This is a genomic window from Thiorhodovibrio frisius (genome assembly GCF_033954835.1).
GTDB classification, from domain to species: Bacteria; Pseudomonadota; Gammaproteobacteria; order Chromatiales; family Chromatiaceae; genus Thiorhodovibrio; species Thiorhodovibrio frisius.
The window spans coordinates 4,063,432-4,087,874 of the sequence record NZ_CP121471.1 but is presented as its reverse complement, the minus strand read 5'-3'; the positions used below and the strand labels follow the sequence as shown (position 1 = coordinate 4,087,874).

The following is a 24,443-nucleotide window of genomic DNA, read 5'->3' as shown; positions in this document are numbered from 1 at the left end:
CGATGTGACATGAACATTATCGATCTGACCGACGAAGAAATCACCGAGTTTGCCCACCCCATGTGGGACGATCTGATTAATTACTCGAACAAGGGCCAATACGGCAAGTTCATCCGGCATTTCTCGTACAACCTGCTCCTCGGGTTAAACGAGGTCGAAGTGGGCAAGCAGTTCGCGCACAGTGAGTTGGCACGGAATCTGGTTGAGGAACGGGACTTCCTCGGGCTCATCCGTCGCGGGGAGCATGTGACGGCGCTCTACCGGGTGCGCAGCAAGACGCGTGAAGGTGAATGGCTTGGGCGCATGGTTCTTGGCTTTGAGAAAGGGGAAGTGAAAATCTTCGCCGCGTCCATTTTCTGATCCAGCTGCGAGTTTTTTCTCCTCAAGACTATGAAACAGACCATCCAGCACAACAAGTTTGTCGAGCTGACCTACCGGGTGGTGGATCAACAGACCGGCGCGACTCTGATTACCGTCGAATTCCCGATCGGCTATGTGCATGGCAGCAATCAAGTGCTGGATTCGCGCGTGATGACGGAACTGGAGGGAAAGGGGCCGGGCGATACCATCTCGGTGCCCATTGATTGCACGGACCTCTATGGCACCCGAGATGAGTCCCTAGTCGTGACCGACCGGATCGAGAATGTTCCCGAGGAGTATCGGGAAATCGGCACCCGCATTATGATGGAAAACGACAAGGGCGAAGCCAAGAGCTTTCTTGTCACGCGCATGGATGAAGAGACCCTGACCATCGACGGCAACCATCCGCTTTGCGAGCGGGAAGTGATTTTTGAGCTGGAAGTCCTGAGCGTGCGCGATGCCACCGACGAAGAGGTCCTTGCTGGAGGCAGGCTCGAACGCGGACCGGACCTCGGTGGGCTCGAAACCAAGCCGATCTGATGGTCGCGGCAAGCCGCAGCCTGGTCAACGCCGCTGTTACCATGACATGCCAATGATCAAAAGCTTTGCGGGCTGCTGATCACCGACAACTGGCCATTTCTTACCAAGCCACCATTAGCAACTCATGAGTAATACAGATTCAAACGCACAAGCCGGCGGTGAAGAATGCCGCTTTTGCGTCTCCAAGCCTGGCAGGGAATTGATGCTCGAGAGCGAGTATGGGTTTGCTGCCTATGATCGCCACCCGGCAAGCCCCGGGCATTTTCTGGTGATCCCGTTTCGGCATTTCGCGAGCTACTTCGACATCAACGACCAGGAGCTTGTTGATCTTTGGGGGCTGGTGGCGCGCGGCAAGGAGATTGTCGAGGCGAAATTCCATCCCGATGGCTACAACATCGGCATCAACGTCGGTCACTGGGCAGGTCAGTCCATTCACCACCTGCATATCCATGTGATCCCGCGCTACCAGGGCGACGTCGAGAATCCCAAAGGCGGCGTGCGCGGCGTGATTCCGAGCAAGAAGCTCTATAACCTTGCGCCGGATTAAGGCTGGATAAGGTGTCTCTCGCACGACTTATCATGAGGGGAAAAGCTTCCTCATGGCGCCGTACACCTGCTCATAGGTGTATGAGTTTTCACCGCAATGAATCAACTCATCATCCCCGGTGCGGAACGTCAGGTAGGGGTGGACCTCTGTGCCGTCTGCCTCGATGCCGGAGAGATCGTCAATTACGCCGGCGATGCTCAACGCAATACTCGCGGTGAGGTCTTCGAGTTTGTCCTGCGCCACGCCACCTTCGAGCAACTTGATCTTGATGCGTTCGACAATCTCGGCGATAAAAATCGCCTGATGTTCGCCGAATGGCTCGCTTTCCAGCCTCAGTTTCATCGCGATGAGGGGCCTTTTGTCTTTTGGCCAATTGCGAGCCGGCGCAGCGCCGGCTCGCGGCGAACATACCCCTTAGGACAAAATGTCCCGTGCCGTTAAAACATCCGTTTAGAGGGTGTAAAGAGATTTTAAGGGCGCTTTTTCAGGGGCGTTTGGGGGTCTGGTAGGGGACTTCTTTCTGGAACTGTTCCCAGATGACATCGTAGCCAACATAGCCTTTTTCATTCGCTGGCTTTTGGCGGGTCATGACAAATCGGCTATGGCCGTCGGGAACCTTTGGGCGGGTTTTTGGTGCATCGCTCATAAGTGACCTTTCTTGCTGTGCGTCAATCAAATCAAATCATTTCAGGACAAGGACCATGGAACTTATCGCGCGCCGCTCAGACTGTCAAGCACTGGCGATCGAGACGGAACAGAACCCGCGCTTCAGCGCTCGAGCTCCTGCAGATCAAAGTCCATGCTGTCCAGATCGGCGAAAATCCAGGTGGCTGCCGGTGCACCCAATCCGGCGACGGTGCCCGGATTGACTAGCCATGTCTGACCACCCTTGACGGTGTCCAGGCAACGGATTGCTGGCTCATGGCTGTGTCCGCAACAGACCAGGTCGTAATCTCCGGCGCAGGCGAACGCCTCGCCGATGTGGGGATAGTGGGTCATGAAGATGCGGCGACCGTGCAGCGTCAGGTCGGCGTCATTGCCATGGTACTGAAGTTGCCCGTCCGACCGGCATGCCAAGCGCGAGATAGAAACCGGATCGCCAAGGTTATTGCCGTGAATGACATGGATGGGCAGATCCAGCTTCAGCGATGCCAGCAGGGTGTTGGTGCCGATCAAGTCGCCGCAGTGCAACACGCACTCGGCACCGCGCGTCTTGGCCTCCGCGATCGCGGTTGCCAGCATCGGCCCGCGATCATGGCTGTCGGAAAGAATGCAGATTTTCATCGCATTGGGCTCGGAGTGCGGTTGGCGCCAGCAAGCTCTCGCAAACCAGTACCTTTATGCGGCCGCCGGTAGAATGGCGCGACGGACCAGATAATCGATCACTTCCTCCGCCAAGGCCTCGGGCGTGCGTTTGCCATCTGCGTGAATGACCAACTCTGGTGACTCCGGGGCCTCGTAGGGATCATCAATCCCGGTGAAATGCTTGATTTCTCCAGCGCGCGCCTTCTTGTAGAGCCCTTTGGGGTCGCGCTCCTCGCAGACTGAAAGTGGCGTATCGACGAAGATCTCAATGAAATCCTCCTCGCGCATGCTCTTTCTGACCCGGTTCCGATCAATGCGATAGGGGCTGATGAAAGCCGTTAGCGCAATCAGACCGACCTCGCAAAACAGCTGCGCCACCGCGCCAATGCGGCGGATGTTCTCTTCGCGATCAATTGCCGTGAAGCCAAGGCCGAACCGCTCGGCGAATTCATCGCCGTGGGTCTCCCGCAGCATGTTCGTCCCGGCATTTAGGGCGTGGCGAACATTATCGCCATCAAGCACGGCCGTGTGAGCGCCGCGCTTGCTTAGCATGTGGTCGAGCACATTGGCCAGGGTGCTCTTGCCGGAACCGCTCAGACCGGTAAACCAGATCACACAGCCGCGATGCCCGTTCAGGCGCTCGCGATCCTCACGGGAGACACGATGCTCGTGCCAGGTCACATTAGTGTCGTTGCTCATGTGGGGAATCAATTGGGTTCGATTAGGATTGGGATTGAAAGCGCACCTTAGCTGTTGCAGCCTGTGCGTGCCGTGATGATTGAAGGGAAGGAGGGGTGAGTTGCCACTCATCCCCTCGTAGATTGGTACCGGGAGCCGGACTCGAACCGGCACGGTGTTGCCACCGTCAGATTTTGAGTCTGATGCGTCTACCAGTTTCGCCACCCCGGCAAGGAACCTGGCTGTTGGCATCCTCTGAATGGGATGCTGCTTGATCAGCGCTGACAAGCATAGCTCAGGCGGCGTTGGCAGACAATGGGGGAGGAGAAGGCTGGTGTTGGTTCGTTGGGCCTTTTCGGGGCGAAGGGGTGGCGGAGGGTGGGGCTGTTACACTGGAATCTGGCGTTATTCATTTGGCGTTGAGGGGCCGGAGTGTTGGAGCAGGATCAGAAACGGCTGTCCGGCATGGTCGATCGGTCTGACACGGTTGCGCTGACCGGCACCGTCGAGAGCATTGGATTTCACAATCCCGAATCGGGCTTTTGCGTGCTGCGGGTACGCACGCGCGATGATTGGGAGCCGGCGGCGGTGGTGGGGCAGGCGTTGCGGGTGAATGTCGGCGAGTGGGTCGAGGCGCGCGGGCGCTGGGTAACGGACAAGCGCCATGGCCGGCAGTTCAAAGCCGACGAGCTGCGGCTGAAGCCGCCCGGCACGCGCGCGGGCATTTTGCGCTATCTGAGTTCCGGGTTGGTCGAAGGGATCGGACCACACCTGGCCAAGACCCTGGTGCGGGCTTTCGGCGAGCAGGTGTTCGAGGTGATCGAGCAGCAGCCGGAGCGCCTGCTTGAGCTGCCGGGTATCGGGCGCAAGCGCCAGCAGCGGGTGCTCAGGGCCTGGCGCGAGCAGCATGGGGTGCGCGACATTGTGGTCTTCTTGCAATCCCATGGCGTTGGCACGGCGCGCGCGGTGCGCATTTACAAGACCTATGGCGATCAGGCAATTGAACGGGTGCGAGAGAATCCCTATCGCCTCGCGCTCGACATCAGCGGCATTGGCTTTCAGACCGCCGATCAGCTCGCCAATCGTTTAGGAATCGCGCGCGATGCGCCGGTGCGCATTCAGGCCGGGGTGCGGCATCTGTTGTGGCAGGGCGCCGCAGCCGGTCATTGTGCCGACTGGCGCGATGAATTGACCGCTCGCGCATCGGCCTGGCTGGGGGCCAGTGCGGTGGCTGTCGATGCGGCACTCGCTAACGAGCTGGAGGCCGAGCGCCTGATCAAGGAGACGGTTGCTGGGCGCGAGCTTTTGTTCCTGACCCATCTGCACCGCGCCGAGCTGGGCGTGGCCCGCCATATCCGGCGCCTGCGCGAGGGGCGCCTGCCTTGGGGGATTCTGGGGGGAACCCTGGATGTCGATCAAGCCTGGCCCTGGGTGGAGCAGCGCGCGGGGCTCATACTGGCGACCTCACAGCGCGCGGCCATTGCTGCGGTGCTTGACAACAAGGTCAGTATCATCACTGGAGGCCCTGGTGTCGGCAAGACCACAGTGGTCAATGCGCTGCTGCTGATGCTGCGCGCCAAGCGCATCAGCATTCGCCTGTGCGCGCCGACCGGCCGCGCAGCCAAGCGCCTGGCCGAGACGACCGGGCAGGAAGCCAAGACCATTCATCGCTTGTTGGAGTACGATCCGCGGCGTCAGGGCTTCAAGCACGACGCGCGCGAGCCGTTGGATACCGACCTGGTCGTCTGCGATGAGGCCTCCATGGTGGATGTGAGTCTGATGCACAAGCTGGTGCAGGCGCTGCCTGATCATGCCGCGCTCTTGCTGGTGGGCGATGTCGATCAGCTCCCGTCAGTCGGCCCGGGTGCCGTGCTGGCCGATCTGATCGCCTCGGGCGCCGTCACCACGGTGCGCCTGCGCGAGATTTTTCGTCAGGGCCAAAGCTCGCGCATTGTGCTGAATGCGCATTGGGTGAACGCGGGACAGCTGCCCGAGGTGCCCGAGCCCCAGCCGCCGGACGGAGATTTCTTTCTGATCCGTTGCGAAAAGCCTCCGCAGATCGGCGAGCGACTGCTACGCACCGTGACCGAGCGCATCCCGCAGCGCTTCGGGCTCGATCCGCTGCAAGACATTCAGGTGCTCACGCCGATGAATCGCGGCGATCTTGGCACCCGCGCGCTCAATGCCAGCCTGCAACGGGCGCTGAACGGCGCTGCCGAGCCGCGCGTCGAGCGCTTCGGCTGGGTCTTTGCTCCGGGGGACAAGGTGATACAGACGGTCAATAACTATGATAAAGAGGTGTTCAACGGCGATATCGGCCGGATTCTCAGCATCGACACCGACGCACGCGATCTGCGCGTGGCTTTTGACGGCCGGGTGCTGATCTACGAATTCGGCGAACTCGACGAACTGGCGCTGGCCTATGCCATCAGCGTCCATAAAGCGCAAGGCTCGGAGTATCCCGCCGTGGTCATCCCGCTATCGAACCAGCATTTCATGATGCTACGGCGCAACCTGCTCTACACCGGCATGACGCGTGGCAAGCGCCTAGTGGTTCTGATCGCCCAGCCACAGGCGCTGAGCATGGCCGCTGAGCAGACCGGGGAGGCGCGCTTGACGCGCCTTGCCGCGCGCCTCACTTCTAAAGTCCCGGATGTCCCAGAAGACCAATTTGTGCAATTTTCACCCACTGCCCAGCAAAGCAACCCAACTGGCGAATCGGGAGAATGCGTATCGTGAGTAGCCCCCTCGCAATTGAGCCCGATGCCGAGTTCGGCGAGCAACCAGTAGTCGCCGGGCCTTGGGATCGACCAGCGACTGAATCCGAAACCAGGCAGCGCCCGCTGCAGCGCTCCGACTTTCATTTCGACCTCCCGCCCGAGCTGATCGCCCAGCGCCCGCTGCCGGAGCGCGGTGCCAGCCGTCTGCTGGCGCTCGATGGCCAGACGGGCGCGCTGCGCGACCTGCACTTTGGCGATCTCCCGAGCCTGCTGCGTGCCGGCGATCTGCTGGTGTTCAACAACACTCGCGTCATCCCGGCGCGGCTTTATGGGCAAAAGGAAACCGGCGGCAAGGTCGAGGTGCTAATCGAGCGCCTGACCGGCGTGCGCGACGCCATCGCGCAGGTGCGCGCTAGCAAACCACCACGGCCCGGCACGCGCATCCGGCTCGCCGATGGCCAGACCCTGATTGTGAGCGCCCGCCAGGACAGCTTCTACCAGCTTCAAGCCGAGCAGGAAGACCTCACCACGCTGCTCGCACGCCACGGCCATGTGCCGCTGCCGCCCTATATCGAGCGCGCGGACGACACCAGCGACCTCGAACGCTATCAGACGGTCTACGCAAGTCGCGCCGGTGCCGTGGCGGCGCCAACCGCCGGGCTGCATTTCGATGACGGGATGCTAAAGCAGCTTGAGGCCATGGGCGTCGACTTTGCCGAGCTAACGTTGCACGTCGGCGCCGGCACCTTCCAGCCGGTGCGGGTGGACAATCTCGACGAACATCAAATGCACGCCGAATGGCTTGAGGTCAGCAGCGAAGTGGTCGACGCGATTACCCGCACCAAAGCCAAAGGCGGACGGGTAGTTGCGGTCGGCACCACCAGCGTGCGCAGCCTGGAAACTGCTGCCGCCGATGGCCAGCTCAAGCCTTTCTGCGGCGACAGCAGGCTGTTCATCCGCCCCGGCTATCGCTTTCGCGTCATCGATGCCATGGTGACCAACTTTCACCTGCCCGAGTCCACGCTGCTGATGCTGGTGTCCGCCTTTGCCGGATACCGGAATATCCTGGCCGCCTACCGGCACGCCGTCGCTGAGAGGTATCGCTTTTTCAGCTATGGGGATGCGATGTTTCTGACACCGACAGAAAGATAGACCCAACGGGCATGAAGGTTCGGCTTGTTGGCAGGCAACCCAGGTCGATTGGGCGTGCCCAAAGACTGGTATCCTGAAAGACCCGCTTCGGGTCGCACTGGTCGTTATCATCGCCATTCTTTGATTTCACCAAGGCCCTGATCATGAGAAACCTGCATAAGCCTGTTGCCTGGAAAATCGAGACTTCTCATCACTTAATCGACGGAGGCTGCCAACATGGCGAATTTTGCTGATCTGTTAGGATCTGTCATTCAAAACAACCTTGGCCCATCGGGCCAGCAACGCATGGGCAATGCGCTGCAGGACTTGCAATCCAGCTTTGGGCAGCTGAGTGGAGGTGGCGCGGCGGGTGCGAGTCAGGGTGGAATGCTCGGCAGCCTTCTTGGCGCAGCCAAGAATTCGCTGGCGGGGGCCTCGAATAATCCGCTTCAGGCCGGCGGTGTTGGTGCCGTGCTGGGGTCTTTGTTTGGAGGCGGCGGGGATTCTGTCAAAGGCGCTTTGTCGGGCGGGGCGCTGGCGATGATCGCAGGCGTTGCCTACAAGGCCCTGATGAATGCCAATCAGGGCGGTGATGCGCAAGCGCCTTTCAGCGGTGGCAATCTGCCTCTGGGTTTGCAGCCGCCGCAAACTGCTGCCGAGGAGCAGGTGGTTGAACAAAAAACCCAGTTGATCATCAAGGGCATGATGAATATCGCCAAATCGGACGGGGAGGTGAGCGGCGACGAGATCCAGCGCATTCTTGGTAAGGCTCAGCAATCGGGCGTGGGCTCGGATGAGCAGGCATGGCTGATGACGGAGCTGAGCAAACCGCTCAATCTGGACGCCTTCGTGGCGGAGATCCCGAATCAGGAGGTTGCCGCCGAGGTCTATGCTGCCTCCTTGCTTGCGGTCGAGGTCGATACCGATGAGGAGCGCGACTATCTGCGCCAGTTTGCCGAAAAGACCGGCCTGCATTCAAGCGTGGTGCAGACGATCCACCAGACTTTGGGGATTGCTGCCCTTTGAGCCAAGGTCGCCAGAACCTTCAGCAACAATCAGCAGCTGATGCAACCCCCGGGTCCTGGCATGGCGCACTGCTTGGGGGGTTGCGCCATTACCCGCATTGGCTCGGTGCCGATCCCGCTTGCAGTGGAGCGCAATCCAAATGGCTCGCGACGGCCTCGGGTGTGGGGTTTGGCAGATTAGGGATGCATCCAAGGCAGGGAGCCGATAAGCGGGATCTTAGCGCGGCGATATTGGCTTCGACGGCTAGCATCTCGGGGTCGGTCTGGGTGGCGACCCAAGCAGCCAGGTGGCAGCCGTCGGCAGCGATGGCGGCGGCGGTTAGCAGAGCGTGATTGATACAACCGAGCCGCAGACCAACCGCCAGCACCACGGGCAGGGGCTCGGGGTCGCCAAGCAGCGCGGGCAGATCGCGCACCATCAGCTGTTCGCTGAGCGGGACATGCCAGCCGCCGACGCCTTCCACCACCACCCAGTCGGCCTGGGTGCCGAGCCAGCGGTAAGCGGACAGGATGCGGTCGGGATCGATCCGCTGTCCGCTGGATTCCGCCGCAAGGTGCGGCGCGATGGGTGGCGCGTACGCGATGGGATTGACCCGGTTGTAGGGCAGGGGCTGGGAGCTGGCGGCCAGCAGAGCGAGGGCATCGGCGTTGCGCAGGCCCTCTCGGGTCTGTTGGCAGCCCGAGGCGATCGGCTTCATGCCAAGCGCGCTGGCGCCCTGGGCTTGCAGGGCGCGCAGCAGACCAGCGGCGACCAGGGTCTTGCCCGCGCCGGTGTCTGTGCCGGTGATGAAAAGGCCTCTGCTCATCGAGCTGTTATCCAGACATGGGGCGGCGCCCAATGGCGCTGACTGGGATGGCGACGCCCTGGTCGGTCAGCTGCTGCGCGGGCACTTTCTCTGCTGCCATCCATGCCTGTCCGTAGATCACCTCCCAGGTCGAGGGTAGGCGACCATCCTGGCGTTGCCGCTCGTAGGCGGCGGTCATGCGGCGCAGTCGCTCGCGGCCGGTCAGTCCGCGCTGGCGGCTGTGTAAGCGGTTTTGGGTGCCGAGAGATTTCATGTCGGCCATCAGGTCGGTGACCTCTGAATAGGTCAGGGTCAGACGTTCGCAGTCCATCACGGGGTCGGCAAAGCGCGTGCGCACTAGCATGTCGCCGATGTCGTGCATGTCCATGAAAGGGACGACATGCTCGCCGCCGTCGGCCTCGGCCCAGGCGCGGCGCAGTTCGATCAGGGTGTCCGGGCCGAAGGTGGTGAACATCAGCAGCCCCTTTGGCCGCAGGACGCGGTAAAGCTCGCTGAAGCAGGCGCTGAGGTCGTTCGACCATTGCAGGGTCGCGTTGGAGAACACCAAATCGACGGAGTTGTCCGCCAACGGCAGCCGGTCGATGTCGGCGCACAGGGCGCGCGGGCGGTTGCGCCAGTGGCCGCAGCGTCGGGCGCGCGTGAGCATGCCGGTGGCAAAATCCAGGCCGATGACGCGGGCGTTGCGATAGCGTCGGCACAAGTCATTGAGTGCCAGGCCGGTGCCGCAGCCGAGATCCAACACAGTGGCGGGTTGTAGACGCACATAGTCCAGGCGCTCGAGCAGACGCGCGCCGACTTCTCGCTGTAACAGGGCGGCGGCGTCATAGCTGCTTGCCGCGCGTTCAAAGGAGCGGCGCGCGGCGCTCTTATCGATGGCGCCGGTTGACATCTTCGTCTGCTGTTGGCTGGGTGGCACGCTCAACTGACCACCTCGGAAAGAAAACCATGGATCAGCTCACTCACGGCCTGGGCATGCGACAGAAAGGGCGCATGCCCGGCGCCTTGCAGGCACTCGACCTGCGCCTGCGGATGCAGGATGGTGATGCGCTTGGCCACGGCGGCTGGCACCAGGGTGTCGCGCTCGCCAAACAACCAGAGCGTGGGTTGGCGGATGTCTGGCAGCGGGCCGCGGAGGTCTTCATCTCGCAGCAAGTCTAGCCCGATGCCCAGCGCCTCGGGCTGGGCGACGGGCGCGGTTTTGAGCGCCAGGCGGAGCTGCTTGAGCAATTTTGGCGCCTCATCGCTGCCGCGCACCTGCAAAGTGAGAAAGCGCTGAAGCGTAGCGTTCGTATCCTCGAGCAGGGTGCTGTGAAACTGTGCCAGCGTCTCCTCCGGCATGGCGACTTGCCAGTCAACGGCCCGGGTGAAACGCGGCGTGCTGCTAATTAGAATCAATGCCTTGACCCGCTTGGATGCTTGGCGTGCGGCCTGGAGCGCAACCAGACCGCCAAGTGACCAGCCAAGCCAGATCGCCTGCTCGGGCGCCTGCGCAAGACAGGCATCGGCCCAATCGGGCAGCCTGGTCCAGTCGGGTTGCCAGGGAGCACCGGCATGGCCGGGCAGGGCGAGCGCACAGCGCTCGCGCCCGGCGGCCAGGCTGTCTGGTAAGCTGGACCAGATGGCCGGGTTCATGCCCCAGCCATGCAATAAAACGAGCGGGTCAGGGCTCATGTGGCTGGTGCTCCCTGCTTGGGGTGATCAGTGCTTGGGTGATCGGTTGTCGGTAGTGCTGCCAGTGCTTCAAGTAGCCGGTCGATATCCTCAATCCGGTGGCTGGCCGAGAAACTGATGCGCAGCCGGGCGTGGCCTTGCGGGACGGTCGGCGGTCGAATGGCGGGCACCAGCAACCCCCGCGCCTCAAGCCGGCGGCTCCAGTCGAGCGCGCGCGCGGAGGAACCTGCCAACAGCGGCTGAATGGGCGTGATCGAAGGCATCAGCGGCAGGCCAAGCTCGGCAGCGCCCTGACGGAAGTAACGCACCAGTTGGCCGAGATGGTCCCGACGCCAGGGCTCGGCCTGCATCAGCTCAAGTGATGTTAAGCTGGCTGCCGCGACCGCAGGCGGCAGGGCGGTGGTGTAGATGTAGCTGCGCGCGCGCTGAATCAGGGTTTCAATCAGTGCGTCGCTGCCGGCGACAAAGGCCCCGAAGGTGCCGAAGGCTTTGCCCAGGGTGCCAACCAGAATGGGGACTTGCTGCTCGCCAAGCGTATATACCGAACCCCTTTGAGATTTCGGCTCGTTCTGGGCCGGGTGACGGCCACGGGGGACGCCGTGAATACCTCCCTCTAGGCTTCCCGGCGGCGTCCTGCCGCCGAGACCCCCGTGGCCGTCACCCGACCCAAAACCGACAACCAGTTTGCGATTGGTATCGTTCGCATCCCGCGCGGATGTGGCCTGCGCCTCGATTTCTGCCAGGGTGCCGCGCCCATCCGCTCCGATCACACCCAGACCATGGGCGTCATCGATCAGCAGCCAGGCATCTGCCTGTTTTGCCGCTCGGGCCAGCTCGGGCACGGGCGCCAGGTCGCCGTCCATGCTAAAGACGCCGTCGCTTATTATCATGGCCGTGGCTTTGTCACTCCGGGCGCTGGCTAGCAGGCGCTGGAGATCGGCCGGGTCCGCATGGCGATAGCGGCGTGGACGCGCGCCACTCAAGCGCGCGCCGTCGATCAGCGAGGCATGATTGAGCCGGTCGCACAGAATCTGCTCGCCGCGCCCTGCCAGTGCGCTGATCACCCCAAGGTTGGCCATATAGCCTGTGGAAAAGAGCAGCGCCCGCGGTCTTTGGGTGAAGTCGGCCAGGGCTTCCTCAAGCTGGTGATGGTAGCGGCTATGGCCATTGATCAGATGGGATGCGCCGCTGCCGACGCCGAACTCGCCAGCGGCGCGGGTAAAGGTTTCGATCACCCGCGCATCGGCGGCCAGGCCGAGGTAGTCGTTGCTGCAAAAGGTCAGCAGAGTGCGCCCCTCGACCTCCATCAGCGGAGCCTGGGGGCTTTCGCACAGCCGTCGGCGCCGATAGAGTTGGCGGTCGGCGAGTTCCGCAAGTTGCGAGCCGAGCGCGCGAGCCCGATGGGAGGGCTCCGGGTCGGCAGGGATTGCGGCAGTCATTTAAAGCAGCCGCCGGGCTCGTTGCGCCCCTCGTGCGGCATGGCTTCAAACGCAAGGCCCAGGCGCTCAAAGAGGGCGAGATCGCGGTTGGCGCCGGTGTTCTCGGTTGTCAGCAGGCGCTCGCCATAGAAGATGGAGTTGGCGCCAGCCAGGTAGCACAGAGCCTGGAGTTCGTCGCTCATGGTCGCACGTCCGGCGGATAGTCGCACATAGGAGGCCGGCATCATGATTCGTGCGGCTGCAACGGTGCGGACGAATTCAAAGGGGTCCAGCGCGGGCGCGTCTGCTAGTGGCGTGCCCTCGACCTTGACCAGCAGGTTGATGGGCACGGATTCCGGATGCGCCGGCAGATTGGCAAGCTGGCACAGTAGCCCGGCACGATCAGCGCGCGCTTCGCCCATGCCGAGAATACCGCCGCTACAGGTCTTGAGACCGACGGCGCGGATATGCTCCAGGGTGTCGAGCCGTTCCTGATAGGTGCGGGTGCTGATTACTTGCCCGTAAAATTCGGGCGAGGTGTCCAGGTTGTGGTTGTAGTAATCCAGCCCAACGTCTTTCAGCCGTTGTGCCTGGGCGAGGGTCAGCATGCCTAGGGTGACGCAGGTTTCAAGCCCGAGATCATGCGCCGCCGCGATCATGGCCATGACCTGCTCAAGATGGCTGTCGCTTGGGTTGCGCCAGGCTGCCCCCATGCAAAAGCGGGTGGCGCCGGTGGCCTTTGCCGCGCGCGCGGCCTCGGTGACCTCATCAAGCGACAGCAGGCGCTCGCGCTCAAGCCCGGTGTCATGTTTGGCGCTCTGGGAGCAGTAGCCGCAGTCCTCCGGGCAGGCACCGGTTTTGATGCTGAGCAGGGTGCTGACCTGCACCCGATTGGGCTCGAAATGCTGGCGATGGGCCTGCTGGGCGGCGAACAGCAGATCATTTAAGGGCTGACTCAGCAGGGCTTCGGCATCCTGCTGCGACCAGTCATGGCGCAAGTCTGTCGGGTGCGAATCTGGGGCGAGATCCAATGGCATGGTGGAAATTCCGTGAATAGGCGCCCGGAGCAGGGTGCGGAGAAAGGGCCGCGCCTCGGGGCAAAAGCAGACAAGCTTAAGGCCATTGCCGAGGCTGTCAACCATGATGGCCTTCGGCGGTTGACAGCGGCCCGGCGACTGGCTCAGCGATTGAGCAGGCAACTGCTGCGATTGGCGTTTGAGAGCGCTTATCCGCCGACTTGCGTGCTCTGTGGCGCTGCGGGTTTTGGCGAGCTGGATCTGTGCCTGGGGTGTCTGGCGGACCTGCCGGATGTTGCGCCAAGTTGCGAGCGCTGTGCGCTGCCGCTCCCGGCTGGTACGCCAGATGGCATTGTCTGCGGAAAGTGTCAGCGCCAGCCGCCGGCCTATGATCGATGCATTGCGCTCTTTCGCTATCAGGGTGCGGTGGCTCGGCTGGTTGGCGATTTTAAATTTCGCCAGCGGCTGCACCTGGGGCGACTGTTCGGTCAACTCCTGGCTGAGGCGGCACGCTGGCAACCCGATGCATCATTGCCGGACCTGTTGGTGCCGGTTCCGCTGCATCCTTCACGGCTGCGCCAGCGCGGTTACAACCAGTCGCTGGAAGTAGCGCGGGTCGCAGGCCGCGCGCTGGGGATTGACGCAGACCGCAGCGGGGTCGAGCGGGTGGTCGCGACGCCGCCGCAGCTCACGCTTGCGCGCGAAGAGCGCCAAAGCAACGTGCGCAACGCCTTTCGCGTGCGACGGCCATTGATGGCGCGCCATGTCGCCATTATCGACGATGTGGTCACCACCGGCGCCACGGTTGGAGAGCTGGCGCGGGTGCTGCGCCAGGCAGGCGCCGAGCGTGTCGATGTTTGGGCGGTTGCGCGCACGCCCTGATTAATGTCTGACGCTCAGCCAGAAGCTCGCTCGCGCAAACCGAGCACATCCTGCATGTCGAACAGGCCGCGCTCGCGTTCGCTGATCCAGAGCGCGGCGCGGGCGGCCCCGCGGGCAAAGGTCATGCGGCTGCTGGCCTTGTGGGTGATTTCGATGCGCTCGCCTTCGGTTGCGAACCAGACGCTGTGCTCGCCGACGACATCGCCCGCGCGGACGGTGGCAAAGCCGATGGTCTGGCTGTCGCGCGCGCCGGTGTGTCCTTCGCGCCCGTAGACGGCGACTTCTTCGAGATTTCTCCCCAGAGTGTTGGCGATGACCTCGCCCATGCGCAGGGCGGTGCCGGAGGGGGCGTCGACCTTGTGGCGGTGGTGCGCCTCGATGATTTCGATGTCGGCGTCCTCGCCCATGACTTGGGCGGTGAGTTCCAGCAGCTTGAGCGACAAATTGACGCCGATGCTCATGTTGGGGGCCACCACCAGGGCGATGTCAAGGCTGGCCTCGCTCAGGGTTTCGCGCTGATCGGGTGTCAGTCCGGTGGTGCCTATGACCATGCGGCAGCCGGCATCACGACACAGCTGCAGATGGTGCATGGTGGCTTTGGGGGAGGTGAAGTCGATCAGCACGTCGAAATCGGCCAGGACTTCATCCAGGTCGGGTCGAATGGGCGCGCCAACCGGGCCGATGCCGGCGACTTCTCCGGCATCGACGCCGATCAGGCCGCTGCCGGCCAGCTCGGTGGCGGCGCCGACGCACAGCCCCTGAGTGTCATGCACCGCCTGGATCAGGGTGCGTCCCATGCGACCGCCTGCTCCGGCGACGGCCACGCGAATATCGGTCATAAAATGCTCCTGCGCCTGTCATGGCAGGCGGGGTTAGTTGGGTTCAATTCAGGCGCATTCTGACCCCAAGGGGTGCAGGCGATCAATCATCCGCGATCAGGCCACGCAGTATTCGCTCGCCAAAATGAATCGGCAGCGAGAAATGCCCCTGATCAGGGAGGGTGGTGAGATTGGCACCGGACAGATGGTCGCGATACCAGCGGGCGTGAGCCGGAGGGACAGTGGCGTCGGCCTCGCCGTGCCAAATGCTGATGGGCGCATGGATGGCGTCGCAAGGGATGCGCCAGTCGTGGGTGTAGAGATGCAGATCGCGTCGGGCTCCGCGCGCGCCCCGGGCCATGGCATCGCCGATGGTGCTGTTCAAGATGGCTTGATTGTCGCCCGCGGACAATGCGGTCAGATCCTTGGACGGGAGGTTCAGGGTGCGCACGTGCTCAACCAGCCCGGGCCAGCGCGCGAGCAGCCAGGGGGTTGGTCCGCCATAGAGCCGCTGGGCCAGCCAGGGCGAGCGTTTGGCCAGGGCCAGGCTGGAGCGGGCCGGTCGATGCATGGCGGCGAGTACCTCTTGCAGGTACACCGGACCGAGTGGGCAGACCAGGATGCGCGCGCTGAGCCGTTCGGGCAGTCGCCAGGCGCAGGCAAGGGCATAGGGACCGCCGCCGGAGAGGCCGAGCAGGGCGAAGCGTTCGATGCCCAGATGATCGGCCAGTGCGGCAAGATCGGTTGGCCAGTCGCGCAGTTCAAGGCCCGGCTGGTCATCGGAGCCGCCGTAGCCGGGTCGATCCGGGGCGATCAGGCGCAGGCCGAGCGCTGTTGCTGGCTGGTGCAGCAGCGCGGCTTCGCGCCCGGAACTGGGGAATCCGTGGCAGTAAAACACCGGGCGGCCGTCGGGCTGACCGAACTCGTGCCAGGCAATGCGCCGGCCATCGGCGTTGCGGAAGGATAAGACGTTACTGGCAGGCATGGGCGGTAGCTCGGTCGAGTTCGATCAGCTCCAGGCGATGGTTGCCGCAGGGATGCTCATCCGATGGGCCCTGGGTCAGCAATACCAGGCCATCGAGGATGCCCATGTCGCGCAGCCAGGCGCGCACGAACTCGCCCCACTCGGCGCGATCCTCGCGCACATCAATCGGCTGGATACCGTAGGAGAATTCCAGCGCCTGGGCGGTAGCGGGCAGGGGGCTGAAGGCGACAATCCAATGCGGCAGACGGAAGCGGGCGATGTTGCGCGCGGTGTTGCCGTTGCGGGTTGGGGTGATGATGACCTGGGGCGCGCTGCGTTCGGCGGTGTGATAAACGCTGCGCGCAATCAAATCCACCGCGCGCAGGCTGCCGTCGCTGCCGTAGGCGCCCAGTGCTGCGGCTAGGGCGCGGTTGTCGCGTTCGGGCTCGGTGGCGGCGGCGATGCCTGCGAGCATGGCGACGGATTCAACCGGGAAGCGGCCCATGGCCGATTCGGCCGAGAGCATGACGCAGTCGGTGCCGCCAAGGATGGCATTGGCTACATCTGTGGCCTCGGCGCGCGTCGGGCGGCGGAACAGCACCATGGATTCAAGCATCTGGGTGGCGGTGATGACCGGTTTACCGCGCATATTGGCGATCTCGGTGATGCGCCTTTGGGCGACGGCGATGTTCTCGATGGGGATTTCCACGCCCAGATCGCCGCGTGCCACCATGATGCCGTCGCTGGCCTCCAGAATGGATTCCAGTTTGTCGAGGGCATCGGCGCGTTCGATCTTGGCGATGAGAAAGGGCTGGTAGTTGAGTTCAGCCGCCGCTGCGCGCACTGCTTGCATATCCTCGGCGTTGGCGACGAAGGATTGGCTGATGGCATCCACGCCCTGCTCGGCGGCAAAGCGCAGCCAGTCGTGGTCTTCCTCGGTGAATGCGCTGATGCCAAGATCAATGCCGGGCAGGTTGAGCCCTTTGCGCGAGCGCAACTCACCGCCTGCGCGCACATTGCAGACCACTTCGGTCGGGCTGACCTCCACCACTTTCAGCAGAATGAAGCCGTCGTTCAAGAACAGCCGGTCGCCGGGCTTGACCGCCGCAGGCAGGTCCTTGAAGGTCACGCTGGCGCGTTCGACGTTACCGAGAATGTCCTCGGTGGTCAGGGTAAAGAGGTTGTCGCGCACCAATTCAACCGGCTCTTCGGCGAGGTCGCCGATGCGCATCTTGGGACCGGGCAGGTCGCCCATGATGGCCAGCCGCTGGCCGGTTTCTAGCGCGGCCTGGCGCAGGCGCGCAATGCGCTCGGCGTGGGATTGGGGGTCGCCATGAGAGAAATTAAGCCGGGCGATGTTCATCCCGGCTTTGAGCATCTGGCACAGTACCTCCGGCTGATCCGATGCGGGGCCGATGGTGGCAACGATTTTGGTTTTGTGAGAACGAAACTGCATGACGGATGGTGTTCCAATTGGATTGTAGGTGAAGATCTAGGTAAAAAGGGCCGGATTCGCGGGAGAGCTTCTCTGCGACCTCGGGGATTTTGGCAAGCCATCTGGGATAGCATGCCATCCTGATATGACCGATGCGTCAATAGGAGATTTGACTGCTGTCACGCGTTTGAATGAGTTGACAAAGGCAGAAAGATTCCCTTTGCACCTGCATGGTTTTCGCGTAATATGCGCCGGAACCGCCTGCTGCTATTTCGGTGACCGATCCTCCCGCCTGGCTTATTCCCCCTCCCGCTCAATCTGTTCCGTTTCGATCTCGCTCAGACTTGGTCGCTGCCGGTCCCACGCCGCCCTGCGATCAGATCTTCGCCCGTTGGAACTGACTGCGCATTTCACCTATTGAGCGCGGGGCGCAACAGGACAGGAGACGGATCATCGATCCTCGGCGAGCGCATCTGGCAGTCCGATCTTCGTCCGGTGAGTGCATTGGCCGGGCGGAGGCGCCCGTTCCGCAATGCACATCTTTTTGATGAGAGAGACTGATGAATATTTACGTTGGCAACCTCGCCTATGGCGTGACCCAGGACGAACTGCGCGATGCCTTTGCTGCTTATGGCGATGTCGAAAGCGCGAATCTGATCACCGACAAATTTACCGGCCAGTCCAAAGGGTTCGGCTTTGTTGAGATGCCGAACAATTCCGAGGCGGATGCCGCGATCAAGGCCCTGAACGAGACCCCGCTGAAGGGTCGCCCGATTCGCGTCAATCAGGCCAAGCCCCGGGCTGAGCGGGCCCCCCGCAGTGGCGGTGGTGGAGAGCGCTGGTAAATCCTTGCGATCCAGTTCCTGAAATCCTTTCAGAACTCGGCCCGATCTGGGCCAGACCTCGGTCAGGGATGACTGAGGATGGCCTTGGTTACGCTCGGGCCTGGCATCTGACCTTATAGTCGCACGGATTGCTCGCATCATTCCCCATGGTCTTCGGCCAAATGGGGGAAATGCGGACGATTTGCGCTCTTGGGTTATCAAATAAGGATCAACCCAAGGCGCTAACTGCGTACTGTGGTGCTGAAAGCCGATCTGCAAGGCGATGTGCCAAGCGTTCGGCCTTATGGCGAATGAATTCGCCTTGTAGACCTAGCTTTCGTTCTGGCTGTCGCCTTTGCTATCCGTGGGTGCAGCCTCGGGCGTGCTTTCGGCTTGGGCGAGGAGCGAGCTGTAGTAGGTTTTCATTAAAAACATGCCGGCGAAGAAGGGAATGCTCAGAGCATCGAAAAGGGACAGTCTCCCTGGCCCTTTCGCCACCATGGCGATGGCGCCCACGGCAAGCGCCAACAGAAAAAAGCCCGCAGCCGCCACAGGTGCGCAGCCACTCGCTACGCTTTGTATCTCTTGGCCGCGGCGGCGTCGAGCGGCGATGAACAACTCCTGTTCTGATAGACCATCCTCGCCTGATTGAGCATCCTCGTCTGATTGAGCGCCCTCGCTGCTCTGGGGCGCTTCTTCGCTGCTTTGGTCGGCGTTTTCTCTCGCTGCGTGCAGTTTCAGTGCAATACCGCGAGTTTTGAGCGCCTGAAACAAAAAGAAGGCGCCAATGAGTGTCAAGCTAATTCCGATGAATGAAGGCATGGTGTATTACCCGTTGCTAACCGCAGTGGTTGGGCCGAATTCGGCATTAGCGGCGCGCTCGCGTTCCTCAAGTTGTTGAAATAGTTCTAGCACCCAAAGTACCTTGGCGCTTACGGCACCGTCCACCTCGCCTGGATCGGGGACGGCGAGTGCGTCGACCAGGAAGCGATTTTCTTCCAGGGGGGCGGCGGTGCAGACGGCCTTGATGGGTAAAGGCGTTACGGCCATGGCGCGGCCAAGCAGGGTCAGCTTGCGCGTGGGGCTGACGAAGGCGCGCTGAGAGACAGAGTCGTAGCCATTGCGCGCGATTTCCTGCCCGATCTCGGCATAGAGCAGGCGCGCGGCATAGATACCCGGCCGACAGGTGGTGGGTAGCTTGGCGATGCCGGCTTCGGCGCGTTGGTAGAGTGTCTCGGCGGTGTCGAGCAGACGTTTGACGATGTCGCCAATCACCTCATTGAAGACTGGGCGTTGCAGCCAGGCGTCGGGATCAAGACCGGCTTCGCGCAGCCACTCGAGTGGCAGATAGATGCGACCGTTGCGCGCGTCCTCGCCCACGTCGCGGCAGATGTTGGTGATCTGCATGGCGGTGCCGAGGTCGCAAGCGCGGGCGAGCTCCGATGTCGAACGCGCCCCCATGATGGCGGCCATCATGCCGCCGACGGCGGCGGCGACCCGGGCGGAGTAAGCATAAACGCCGGACAGATCCTGGTAAACCCGGCCTTCGGCGTCCCATTCGAAGCCTTCGAGCAGGGCCTCGGGCAGTTCGCGCGGGATGTCGAAGCGCTCAATGGCGCCGGCAAAGGCGCGGTCGGCGGGATCATCAATCGGGTTGCCGCGATAGGCGCGCTCGAGGCGCTCGCGCAGGCCGGCGAGGGCGACCTGATGGTCCTCGGGATTGTCGTCAATGGCATCGTCGGCCAAGCGACAGAAGGCGTAGAGGGCTGTGGCAGGCTCGCGCAGCCGCTTGGGCAGGAAGAAGGACGCGGCGTAGAAGGACTTTGAGCCGTTGCTTAGCAGTTTGCGGCAGGCAAGCAGATCGGCCGGATCGGCAAAGCTGGAATCACGAATGAACAGAGGCATCTGGGACCACCCTATCGAGCACGCGCGCGGAGGAAATGACACCCGGCAAACCGGCGCCGGGATGGGTGCCGGCACCGACAAAATACAGTCGGTCGACTTCCTCGCTCAGGTTGTGGGGACGGAACCAGGCGCTCTGCAGGAGCACGGGTTCCAGGCTGAAGCCAGCACCCATAGTCGAGAGCAGGCGTCGTTCGAAATCTTTTGGTGTGGTGACCCGGGAGACGGCGATGGCGTCGCTCAGGCCAGGCAGCACGGTGTTTTCTAGATACTGGGCAATGGCCGCGCGGAAAGGCTCGGTGCGCTCGTCCCAGTCGACATCGGCGCCTAAGTGGGGCACGGGAGCCAAGGCGTAGAAAGTGTCACAACCCTCGGGCGCCAGGGATGGGTCGGTTGCGGTGGGCCGATGCAGATAGAGGCTGAAGTCCTCGGCCAGTACCTTGCGATTGAAAATGTCGTCGAGCAGACCGCGATAGCGCGGGCCAAGCAGAATGCTGTGGTGCTTGACCTCCGGGTACTGACGCTTGGTGCCGAAGTACCAGACGAAGAGCCCGTTGGAGTATTTGGCGTTTTTGAGTTTCTTGTCGGTCCAGTGGCGGCGCTTGATGGACGGCAGCAGGTGCTGGTAGGTCCAGGCCACATCGGCGTTGCACACCACCACCTCGGCCGGTACATAATCACCATCGGTCAGGCGCACGCCGTTGGTTCGAGGCTTGCCCTTGCCGGGGCCTTGGTTCTTGGCGGTGGTGATTTCAGCCACCTCGGTGTTGTAGCGGATGCTGCCGCCCTGGCCATTAATCAGTTTCACCATGCCATCGACGATAGCGCCGGTGCCGCCCATAGCTGAATGCACGCCCCAGTGGCGCTCCAGATAGGAGATGAGCGTGTAGATCGAGGTGACTGACAATGGGTTGCCGCCGATCAGCAGTGGATGGAAGCTCAGCGCCACGCGTAGGCGTTCGTCCTTGACGAAGCTTGAGACCATACTGTAGACGCTGCGGTAGCTTTGCAGCGCGACCATCTTTGGCGCAATGCGCGCCATGTCGGTCCAGTGGGTGAAGGGCAGATGGCCGAGTTCCTTGAACCCAACATCAAAAATCTTCTTGCTTGTCTCAAGAAAGCGCTCGTAGCCCTCGACATCCTCGGGCGAGAAGCGGCGCACTTGCTCGCGCATGGCCTCGGCGTCGCCATTGGTGTCGAAGGTGTCGCCGTTGTCGAAACGAATCCGATAGAAAGGATCCATCGGGCGCAGGTCGATATCGTCTTCGAAGCGCCGCCCGCACAGTTGCCAGAGTTCCTCAAGCAGGAAAGGGGCGGTGATGATGGTCGGCCCGGCATCGAAGGAGAAGCCATCGATATGATGCACATAGGCCCGCCCGCCTGGGGCGTCTAGCTTCTCGAGCACCGTGACATGGTATCCGCGCGCACCCAGTCGAATGGCTGCCGCCAGACCGCCGAAGCCGCTGCCGATGACCACGGCCAGAGGTTTTGCCGAGGATGAAGCTGGTGCGGCGTCGGCCAAGGTGCTGCTCCCGTAGCTCACTTAAGATAAGATGAATTAAAGTGTCAAGTCGGATAGATGTCAATCTGTCCTGACAGTATAGCAGCACAAAAGCGCGCAAGGCTAGATCTTCAGCAGCTTCAGAAACTCCGCAGTTGGAAGTGGCTTCAGTCGTGGCTGGCTGTTGCAGCGCTAATCTGCCTCTGCGATGCGCTTGCCCCAGGCGCGGGCCTCGTTTAGTACGCGTTCGGGCTCGAGCGTGAGGGGGTTGCCATCGCGAATCACCTGCTGGCCGCTGATCCAGACATGGCGCACCTGATGGCTGCTGGCGGCATAGACAATCTGCGAGCAGGCGTTGTAGAGCGGCTGGGTGTGGGGGTCGCGCAAGTCCAGCGCCACCAGGTCGGCGGCCTTGCCGGGTTCGAGCGAGCCGGTTTCTTCATCCAGGCCAAGTGCACGCGCGCCATTGAGAGTGGCCATGCGTAACGCGGTCGCCGCGGGCAGGGCTGAGGCGGATTGGGCCACGCCCTTGGCGAGCAGGGCGGCGGTGCGCATTTCACCGAGTAGATTCAGATCGTTGTTGCTGGCGGCCCCGTCAGTACCCAGGGCGATATTCACCCCGGCCTTGAGCAGCTTGGTGACCGGGCAGAAGCCGCTCGCGAGCTTGAGGTTAGACTCAGGACAATGCACCACCTGGGCGCCGCTCTGCGCCAGGCGGTCGATTTCCTCATCGTTGAGCTGGGTCATGTGGATGGCGACCAGCAGCGGGCTTAGCAGGCCCAGATGATCGAGTCGCGCGAGGGGGCGCTCGCCATGATCGCGCAGCGACTGGGTGACCTCATCGCGCGTCTCGTGCAGGTGGATGTGCACCGGCACTTGCAGTTCTTCGGCCAGGGTCGCGATGCGTCGCAAGGGTTCTTCGGAGACGGCGTAGGGCGAATGGGGTGCGAAGGCGGTGCGGATTAGATGATGGTCGCGATAGCGCTCGTGCAGCGCCAGGCCGCGACTGAAATATTGCTCGGGATTCTCGGCATAGCGGGTGGGGAAGTCGACCACAATCATGCCGATCACCGCGCGCATGCCGGCCTCGGCGGCGACCCGGGCGGTGACCTCCGGAAAAAAGTACATGTCGTTAAAGCAGGTAATGCCGCCGCGTAGCATCTCGAGCAGCGCGAGCCGGGTGCCGTCAGCGACAAAGTCCGGATCGACCCAGCGTCCCTCGGCTGGCCAGATATGCTCGTGCAGCCAGGTCATCAGCGGCAGGTCGTCGGCCAGCCCGCGCAGCAACGCCATGGGGGCATGGGTGTGGGCGTTGATCAGGCCCGGGATGAGCGCATGGCCCTCGAGCTTTAAGGTGGTCTTGGCCTGGATCTGCTCGTGCGCCTCGGCACTGGGTAGTAGCGCCGCGATGCGCCCGCGCTCAATCGCGATGCTGTGCTGTGCGAGCGTTCGGTCCTCGGCATCGACTGGCAAAATCCAGTCTGCATGGATGAGAAGTTCAACGTCCATTCAGGCCTCTTATGGGTTGCTTGACTGGTGGGGATGATTGCCGGAGAAGCGACGGGCTTGAGAAGCACCAGTATACCGAAACCCTTCGAAATTGCGGCTCGTTCTGGGTCGGGTGACAGCCACGGGGGGCGCCGTGAATACCTCCCCCCATTGCATTCAGGGAGGCTTCCCGGCGGCATCCTTGCCGCTGAGCCCCCCCGTGGCCGTCACCCGGCCCAAAACCGAAAACCATTTGCGATTGGTACAAAAGGATCGACAATGGCGCGCTTTGGGATCAGCCTGTTAATTTGTCACAAAGGTCGGAAACATGGAAACCACAAAAGCTTTGGTCGCTCATCCGGATCACGCCGTCCTCTGGCATGATGAGCGGCTGTATTTGCTCGATCAGCGCCTGTTGCCTGAAACGACAGCCTTTGTCGCCTGCGAGAGCGTGCAAGACACGGCTCAGGCCATCACCGATATGGTGGTGCGCGGCGCGCCAGCCATTGGCGTGGCGGCGGCCTATGGCGTGGTACTTGCGGCGCGGGCGCGCGTCGCCGATGCTGGCAATCACTGGCGCGAGCGTATTGAGGAGGACTTGCAGCGGCTCGCTGCCGCGCGTCCGACGGCGATCAACCTCTTCTGGGCCATTGAGCGCATGCGTGCCTTCATGGCGCCGCTCGACCATCTCGACCCGGTGCCGGCGCTACTGGCCGAGGCCAAGCGCATCCATGCCGAGGATCTGGCTGCCAATCAGCGCATTGGCGAGCTTGGTGCGGCCTTGATCGCATCCCCCACCGCCGTGGTCACCCATTGCAATGCCGGCGCCCTGGCCACTGGTGGCTATGGCACCGCGCTTGGGGTGGTGCGCAGCGCCCACGCCGCTGGCAAGATCACCCGGGTCTATGCCGATGAGACTCGCCCCTGGATGCAGGGCAGTCGCCTGACCGCTTGGGAGCTGATGGAATCCGGCATTCCCGTCACCCTGCAGGCCGACGGGGCCGCCGCCAGCCTGATGGCAGGGGGCGAGATCGGCTGGGTCATTGTCGGTTCGGACCGTATCGCGGCCAATGGCGATGTGTGCAACAAAATCGGCACCTTTGGGCTGGCGATTTTGGCGCGCCATTTTGGGGTCAAATTCATGGTTGCGGCGCCGACCTCGACTATCGACTTGTCGGTCGCCAGTGGTGCGGACATTCCTATTGAGGAACGGGCGGCGGCGGAGGTGCTCGCCTGCGGCGGCAAGCGGTTGGCCCCACAGGCGGCCGAAGCGCGCAATCCTGTGTTTGACGTGACCCCGGCCGCGCTGGTCGATGCCATAGTGACCGAGCGTGGTGTGATTGAACGGCCGGATGGAGAAAAGATTGCGCGCTTGATGGAGGGGGAGTGTGATTCGTGAATTATGGCCGGAG

Annotated in this window: 24 protein-coding genes and 1 tRNA gene; 9 read left to right on the top strand and 16 right to left on the bottom strand. The window is 62.5% G+C overall.

Annotated features, from left to right (window positions below; genetic code table 11):
* The first annotated feature begins 9 nt into the window (after window positions 1-9).
* The 3 genes from Thiofri_RS18565 to Thiofri_RS18555 all read left to right on the top strand — a co-directional run bounded on the left by Thiofri_RS18565 (window position 10) and on the right by Thiofri_RS18555 (window position 1,447).
* Window positions 10-360 (top strand): hypothetical protein, encoded by a 351-nt coding sequence (locus Thiofri_RS18565; protein ID WP_009147390.1) that lies wholly within the window; start codon window positions 10-12, stop codon window positions 358-360.
* 30 nt (window positions 361-390) lie between these two features.
* Window positions 391-900 carry an FKBP-type peptidyl-prolyl cis-trans isomerase gene (locus Thiofri_RS18560; RefSeq protein ID WP_009147391.1) on the top strand — a complete coding sequence of 170 codons (510 nt, stop codon included), beginning with the start codon at window positions 391-393 and terminating at the stop codon, window positions 898-900.
* A 124-nt stretch (window positions 901-1,024) separates the two neighbouring features.
* Window positions 1,025-1,447 carry an HIT family protein gene (locus Thiofri_RS18555; protein ID WP_009147392.1) on the top strand — a complete coding sequence of 141 codons (423 nt, stop codon included), beginning with the start codon at window positions 1,025-1,027 and terminating at the stop codon, window positions 1,445-1,447.
* A 30-nt stretch (window positions 1,448-1,477) separates the two neighbouring features.
* Here the strand turns inward: Thiofri_RS18555 and Thiofri_RS18550 are convergent, their stop codons facing one another.
* The 4 genes from Thiofri_RS18550 to Thiofri_RS18535 form a co-directional block, all read right to left on the bottom strand.
* Window positions 1,478-1,789 (bottom strand): hypothetical protein, encoded by a 312-nt coding sequence (locus Thiofri_RS18550; protein WP_009147393.1) that lies wholly within the window; start codon window positions 1,787-1,789, stop codon window positions 1,478-1,480.
* 426 nt (window positions 1,790-2,215) lie between these two features.
* Window positions 2,216-2,731, bottom strand: a complete 516-nt coding sequence (locus Thiofri_RS18545) for a metallophosphoesterase family protein (RefSeq protein ID WP_009147395.1) — start codon at window positions 2,729-2,731, stop codon at window positions 2,216-2,218.
* A gap of 54 nt (window positions 2,732-2,785) precedes the next feature.
* A complete protein-coding gene (gene cysC / locus Thiofri_RS18540; RefSeq protein ID WP_040854652.1) occupies window positions 2,786-3,451 on the bottom strand; it encodes an adenylyl-sulfate kinase in 666 nt (221 codons plus the stop codon).
* Window positions 3,452-3,574: 123 nt separating this feature from the next.
* A tRNA-Leu gene (locus Thiofri_RS18535) sits at window positions 3,575-3,661 on the bottom strand.
* 234 nt (window positions 3,662-3,895) lie between these two features.
* Here Thiofri_RS18535 and recD2 point away from each other — a divergent pair.
* From recD2 to Thiofri_RS18520, 3 genes are all read left to right on the top strand, one after another.
* Window positions 3,896-6,169 carry an SF1B family DNA helicase RecD2 gene (gene recD2 / locus Thiofri_RS18530; protein ID WP_040855175.1) on the top strand — a complete coding sequence of 758 codons (2,274 nt, stop codon included), beginning with the start codon at window positions 3,896-3,898 and terminating at the stop codon, window positions 6,167-6,169.
* A gap of 104 nt (window positions 6,170-6,273) precedes the next feature.
* Complete coding sequence (gene queA / locus Thiofri_RS18525) at window positions 6,274-7,302, top strand: tRNA preQ1(34) S-adenosylmethionine ribosyltransferase-isomerase QueA (RefSeq protein WP_040855179.1); 1,029 nt, start codon at window positions 6,274-6,276, stop codon at window positions 7,300-7,302.
* Between the two features lie 216 nt (window positions 7,303-7,518).
* A complete protein-coding gene (locus tag Thiofri_RS18520; protein ID WP_009147399.1) occupies window positions 7,519-8,307 on the top strand; it encodes a tellurite resistance TerB family protein in 789 nt (262 codons plus the stop codon).
* 88 nt (window positions 8,308-8,395) lie between these two features.
* On the opposite strand, the gene bioD is transcribed toward Thiofri_RS18520, so the two are convergent.
* From bioD to bioB, 5 genes are read right to left on the bottom strand one after another with little or no spacing between them, the layout of a single operon-like run.
* Window positions 8,396-9,112, bottom strand: coding sequence for a dethiobiotin synthase (bioD, locus tag Thiofri_RS18515; protein ID WP_009147400.1), 717 nt, complete (start codon window positions 9,110-9,112; stop codon window positions 8,396-8,398).
* 7 nt (window positions 9,113-9,119) lie between these two features.
* The gene (gene bioC, locus Thiofri_RS18510; protein WP_040855182.1) at window positions 9,120-10,001 is read right to left on the bottom strand and encodes a malonyl-ACP O-methyltransferase BioC; all 882 of its coding nucleotides are present in this window, start codon (window positions 9,999-10,001) and stop codon (window positions 9,120-9,122) included.
* A 29-nt stretch (window positions 10,002-10,030) separates the two neighbouring features.
* The gene (gene bioH / locus Thiofri_RS18505; RefSeq protein ID WP_009147402.1) at window positions 10,031-10,783 is read right to left on the bottom strand and encodes a pimeloyl-ACP methyl ester esterase BioH; all 753 of its coding nucleotides are present in this window, start codon (window positions 10,781-10,783) and stop codon (window positions 10,031-10,033) included.
* A complete protein-coding gene (locus Thiofri_RS18500) occupies window positions 10,780-12,222 on the bottom strand; it encodes an aminotransferase class I/II-fold pyridoxal phosphate-dependent enzyme (protein ID WP_009147403.1) in 1,443 nt (480 codons plus the stop codon). The genes bioH and Thiofri_RS18500 overlap by 4 nt, the downstream gene beginning before the upstream one ends.
* Window positions 12,219-13,238: a biotin synthase BioB gene (gene bioB, locus Thiofri_RS18495; RefSeq protein ID WP_040854654.1), complete on the bottom strand. Its 1,020-nt coding sequence runs from the start codon at window positions 13,236-13,238 to the stop codon at window positions 12,219-12,221. The genes Thiofri_RS18500 and bioB overlap by 4 nt, the downstream gene beginning before the upstream one ends.
* Before the next feature lie 12 nt (window positions 13,239-13,250).
* Here bioB and Thiofri_RS18490 point away from each other — a divergent pair, with 12 nt between their 5' ends.
* Window positions 13,251-14,099 (top strand): ComF family protein, encoded by an 849-nt coding sequence (locus Thiofri_RS18490; protein ID WP_223296676.1) that lies wholly within the window; start codon window positions 13,251-13,253, stop codon window positions 14,097-14,099.
* 14 nt (window positions 14,100-14,113) lie between these two features.
* Here Thiofri_RS18490 and dapB read toward each other — a convergent pair whose 3' ends face one another.
* The 3 genes from dapB to pyk all read right to left on the bottom strand — a co-directional run bounded on the left by dapB (window position 14,114) and on the right by pyk (window position 17,337).
* Window positions 14,114-14,938, bottom strand: a complete 825-nt coding sequence (gene dapB, locus Thiofri_RS18485) for a 4-hydroxy-tetrahydrodipicolinate reductase (RefSeq protein WP_009147406.1) — start codon at window positions 14,936-14,938, stop codon at window positions 14,114-14,116.
* An 82-nt stretch (window positions 14,939-15,020) separates the two neighbouring features.
* The gene (locus Thiofri_RS18480) at window positions 15,021-15,902 is read right to left on the bottom strand and encodes an alpha/beta fold hydrolase (RefSeq protein ID WP_009147407.1); all 882 of its coding nucleotides are present in this window, start codon (window positions 15,900-15,902) and stop codon (window positions 15,021-15,023) included.
* Window positions 15,889-17,337, bottom strand: coding sequence for a pyruvate kinase (gene pyk / locus Thiofri_RS18475; RefSeq protein ID WP_009147408.1), 1,449 nt, complete (start codon window positions 17,335-17,337; stop codon window positions 15,889-15,891). The genes Thiofri_RS18480 and pyk overlap by 14 nt, the downstream gene beginning before the upstream one ends.
* A 539-nt stretch (window positions 17,338-17,876) precedes the next feature.
* On the opposite strand from pyk, the gene Thiofri_RS18470 reads away from it, so the two are divergent.
* On the top strand, window positions 17,877-18,161 hold the full coding sequence (locus Thiofri_RS18470) for an RNA recognition motif domain-containing protein (protein WP_009147409.1): 285 nt from the start codon (window positions 17,877-17,879) through the stop codon (window positions 18,159-18,161).
* Window positions 18,162-18,470: 309 nt separating this feature from the next.
* Here Thiofri_RS18470 and Thiofri_RS18465 read toward each other — a convergent pair whose 3' ends face one another.
* From Thiofri_RS18465 to Thiofri_RS18450, 4 genes are all read right to left on the bottom strand, one after another.
* Complete coding sequence (locus Thiofri_RS18465) at window positions 18,471-18,962, bottom strand: hypothetical protein (RefSeq protein WP_009147410.1); 492 nt, start codon at window positions 18,960-18,962, stop codon at window positions 18,471-18,473.
* Window positions 18,963-18,968: 6 nt separating this feature from the next.
* The gene (locus Thiofri_RS18460) at window positions 18,969-20,045 is read right to left on the bottom strand and encodes a phytoene/squalene synthase family protein (protein ID WP_009147411.1); all 1,077 of its coding nucleotides are present in this window, start codon (window positions 20,043-20,045) and stop codon (window positions 18,969-18,971) included.
* Entirely contained in the window at window positions 20,026-21,564 is a 1,539-nt protein-coding gene (locus Thiofri_RS18455; RefSeq protein ID WP_009147412.1) for a phytoene desaturase, read from the bottom strand. The genes Thiofri_RS18460 and Thiofri_RS18455 overlap by 20 nt, the downstream gene beginning before the upstream one ends.
* Before the next feature lie 171 nt (window positions 21,565-21,735).
* Window positions 21,736-23,052 (bottom strand): TRZ/ATZ family hydrolase, encoded by a 1,317-nt coding sequence (locus Thiofri_RS18450; RefSeq protein ID WP_009147413.1) that lies wholly within the window; start codon window positions 23,050-23,052, stop codon window positions 21,736-21,738.
* Window positions 23,053-23,359: 307 nt separating this feature from the next.
* Here Thiofri_RS18450 and mtnA point away from each other — a divergent pair, with 307 nt between their 5' ends.
* Complete coding sequence (mtnA, locus tag Thiofri_RS18445; RefSeq protein ID WP_009147414.1) at window positions 23,360-24,430, top strand: S-methyl-5-thioribose-1-phosphate isomerase; 1,071 nt, start codon at window positions 23,360-23,362, stop codon at window positions 24,428-24,430.
* Window positions 24,431-24,443: the final 13 nt, after the last annotated feature.

What these genes read in the sequence shown, in the direction of transcription:
- Thiofri_RS18565 (WP_009147390.1), top strand. Translation starts at nt 10, where the DNA reads ATGAACATTATCGATCTGACCGACGAAGAAATCACCGAGTTTGCCCAC.
- Thiofri_RS18560 (WP_009147391.1), top strand. Translation starts at nt 391, where the DNA reads ATGAAACAGACCATCCAGCACAACAAGTTTGTCGAGCTGACCTACCGG.
- Thiofri_RS18555 (WP_009147392.1), top strand. Translation starts at nt 1,025, where the DNA reads ATGAGTAATACAGATTCAAACGCACAAGCCGGCGGTGAAGAATGCCGC.
- Thiofri_RS18550 (WP_009147393.1), bottom strand. Translation starts at nt 1,789, where the DNA reads ATGAAACTGAGGCTGGAAAGCGAGCCATTCGGCGAACATCAGGCGATT.
- Thiofri_RS18545 (WP_009147395.1), bottom strand. Translation starts at nt 2,731, where the DNA reads ATGAAAATCTGCATTCTTTCCGACAGCCATGATCGCGGGCCGATGCTG.
- cysC (WP_040854652.1), bottom strand. Translation starts at nt 3,451, where the DNA reads ATGAGCAACGACACTAATGTGACCTGGCACGAGCATCGTGTCTCCCGT.
- recD2 (WP_040855175.1), top strand. Translation starts at nt 3,896, where the DNA reads ATGGTCGATCGGTCTGACACGGTTGCGCTGACCGGCACCGTCGAGAGC.
- Thiofri_RS18520 (WP_009147399.1), top strand. Translation starts at nt 7,519, where the DNA reads ATGGCGAATTTTGCTGATCTGTTAGGATCTGTCATTCAAAACAACCTT.
- bioD (WP_009147400.1), bottom strand. Translation starts at nt 9,112, where the DNA reads ATGAGCAGAGGCCTTTTCATCACCGGCACAGACACCGGCGCGGGCAAG.
- bioC (WP_040855182.1), bottom strand. Translation starts at nt 10,001, where the DNA reads ATGTCAACCGGCGCCATCGATAAGAGCGCCGCGCGCCGCTCCTTTGAA.
- bioH (WP_009147402.1), bottom strand. Translation starts at nt 10,783, where the DNA reads ATGAGCCCTGACCCGCTCGTTTTATTGCATGGCTGGGGCATGAACCCG.
- Thiofri_RS18500 (WP_009147403.1), bottom strand. Translation starts at nt 12,222, where the DNA reads ATGACTGCCGCAATCCCTGCCGACCCGGAGCCCTCCCATCGGGCTCGC.
- bioB (WP_040854654.1), bottom strand. Translation starts at nt 13,238, where the DNA reads ATGCCATTGGATCTCGCCCCAGATTCGCACCCGACAGACTTGCGCCAT.
- dapB (WP_009147406.1), bottom strand. Translation starts at nt 14,938, where the DNA reads ATGACCGATATTCGCGTGGCCGTCGCCGGAGCAGGCGGTCGCATGGGA.
- Thiofri_RS18480 (WP_009147407.1), bottom strand. Translation starts at nt 15,902, where the DNA reads ATGCCTGCCAGTAACGTCTTATCCTTCCGCAACGCCGATGGCCGGCGC.
- pyk (WP_009147408.1), bottom strand. Translation starts at nt 17,337, where the DNA reads ATGCAGTTTCGTTCTCACAAAACCAAAATCGTTGCCACCATCGGCCCC.
- Thiofri_RS18470 (WP_009147409.1), top strand. Translation starts at nt 17,877, where the DNA reads ATGAATATTTACGTTGGCAACCTCGCCTATGGCGTGACCCAGGACGAA.
- Thiofri_RS18465 (WP_009147410.1), bottom strand. Translation starts at nt 18,962, where the DNA reads ATGCCTTCATTCATCGGAATTAGCTTGACACTCATTGGCGCCTTCTTT.
- Thiofri_RS18460 (WP_009147411.1), bottom strand. Translation starts at nt 20,045, where the DNA reads ATGCCTCTGTTCATTCGTGATTCCAGCTTTGCCGATCCGGCCGATCTG.
- Thiofri_RS18450 (WP_009147413.1), bottom strand. Translation starts at nt 23,052, where the DNA reads ATGGACGTTGAACTTCTCATCCATGCAGACTGGATTTTGCCAGTCGAT.
- mtnA (WP_009147414.1), top strand. Translation starts at nt 23,360, where the DNA reads ATGGAAACCACAAAAGCTTTGGTCGCTCATCCGGATCACGCCGTCCTC.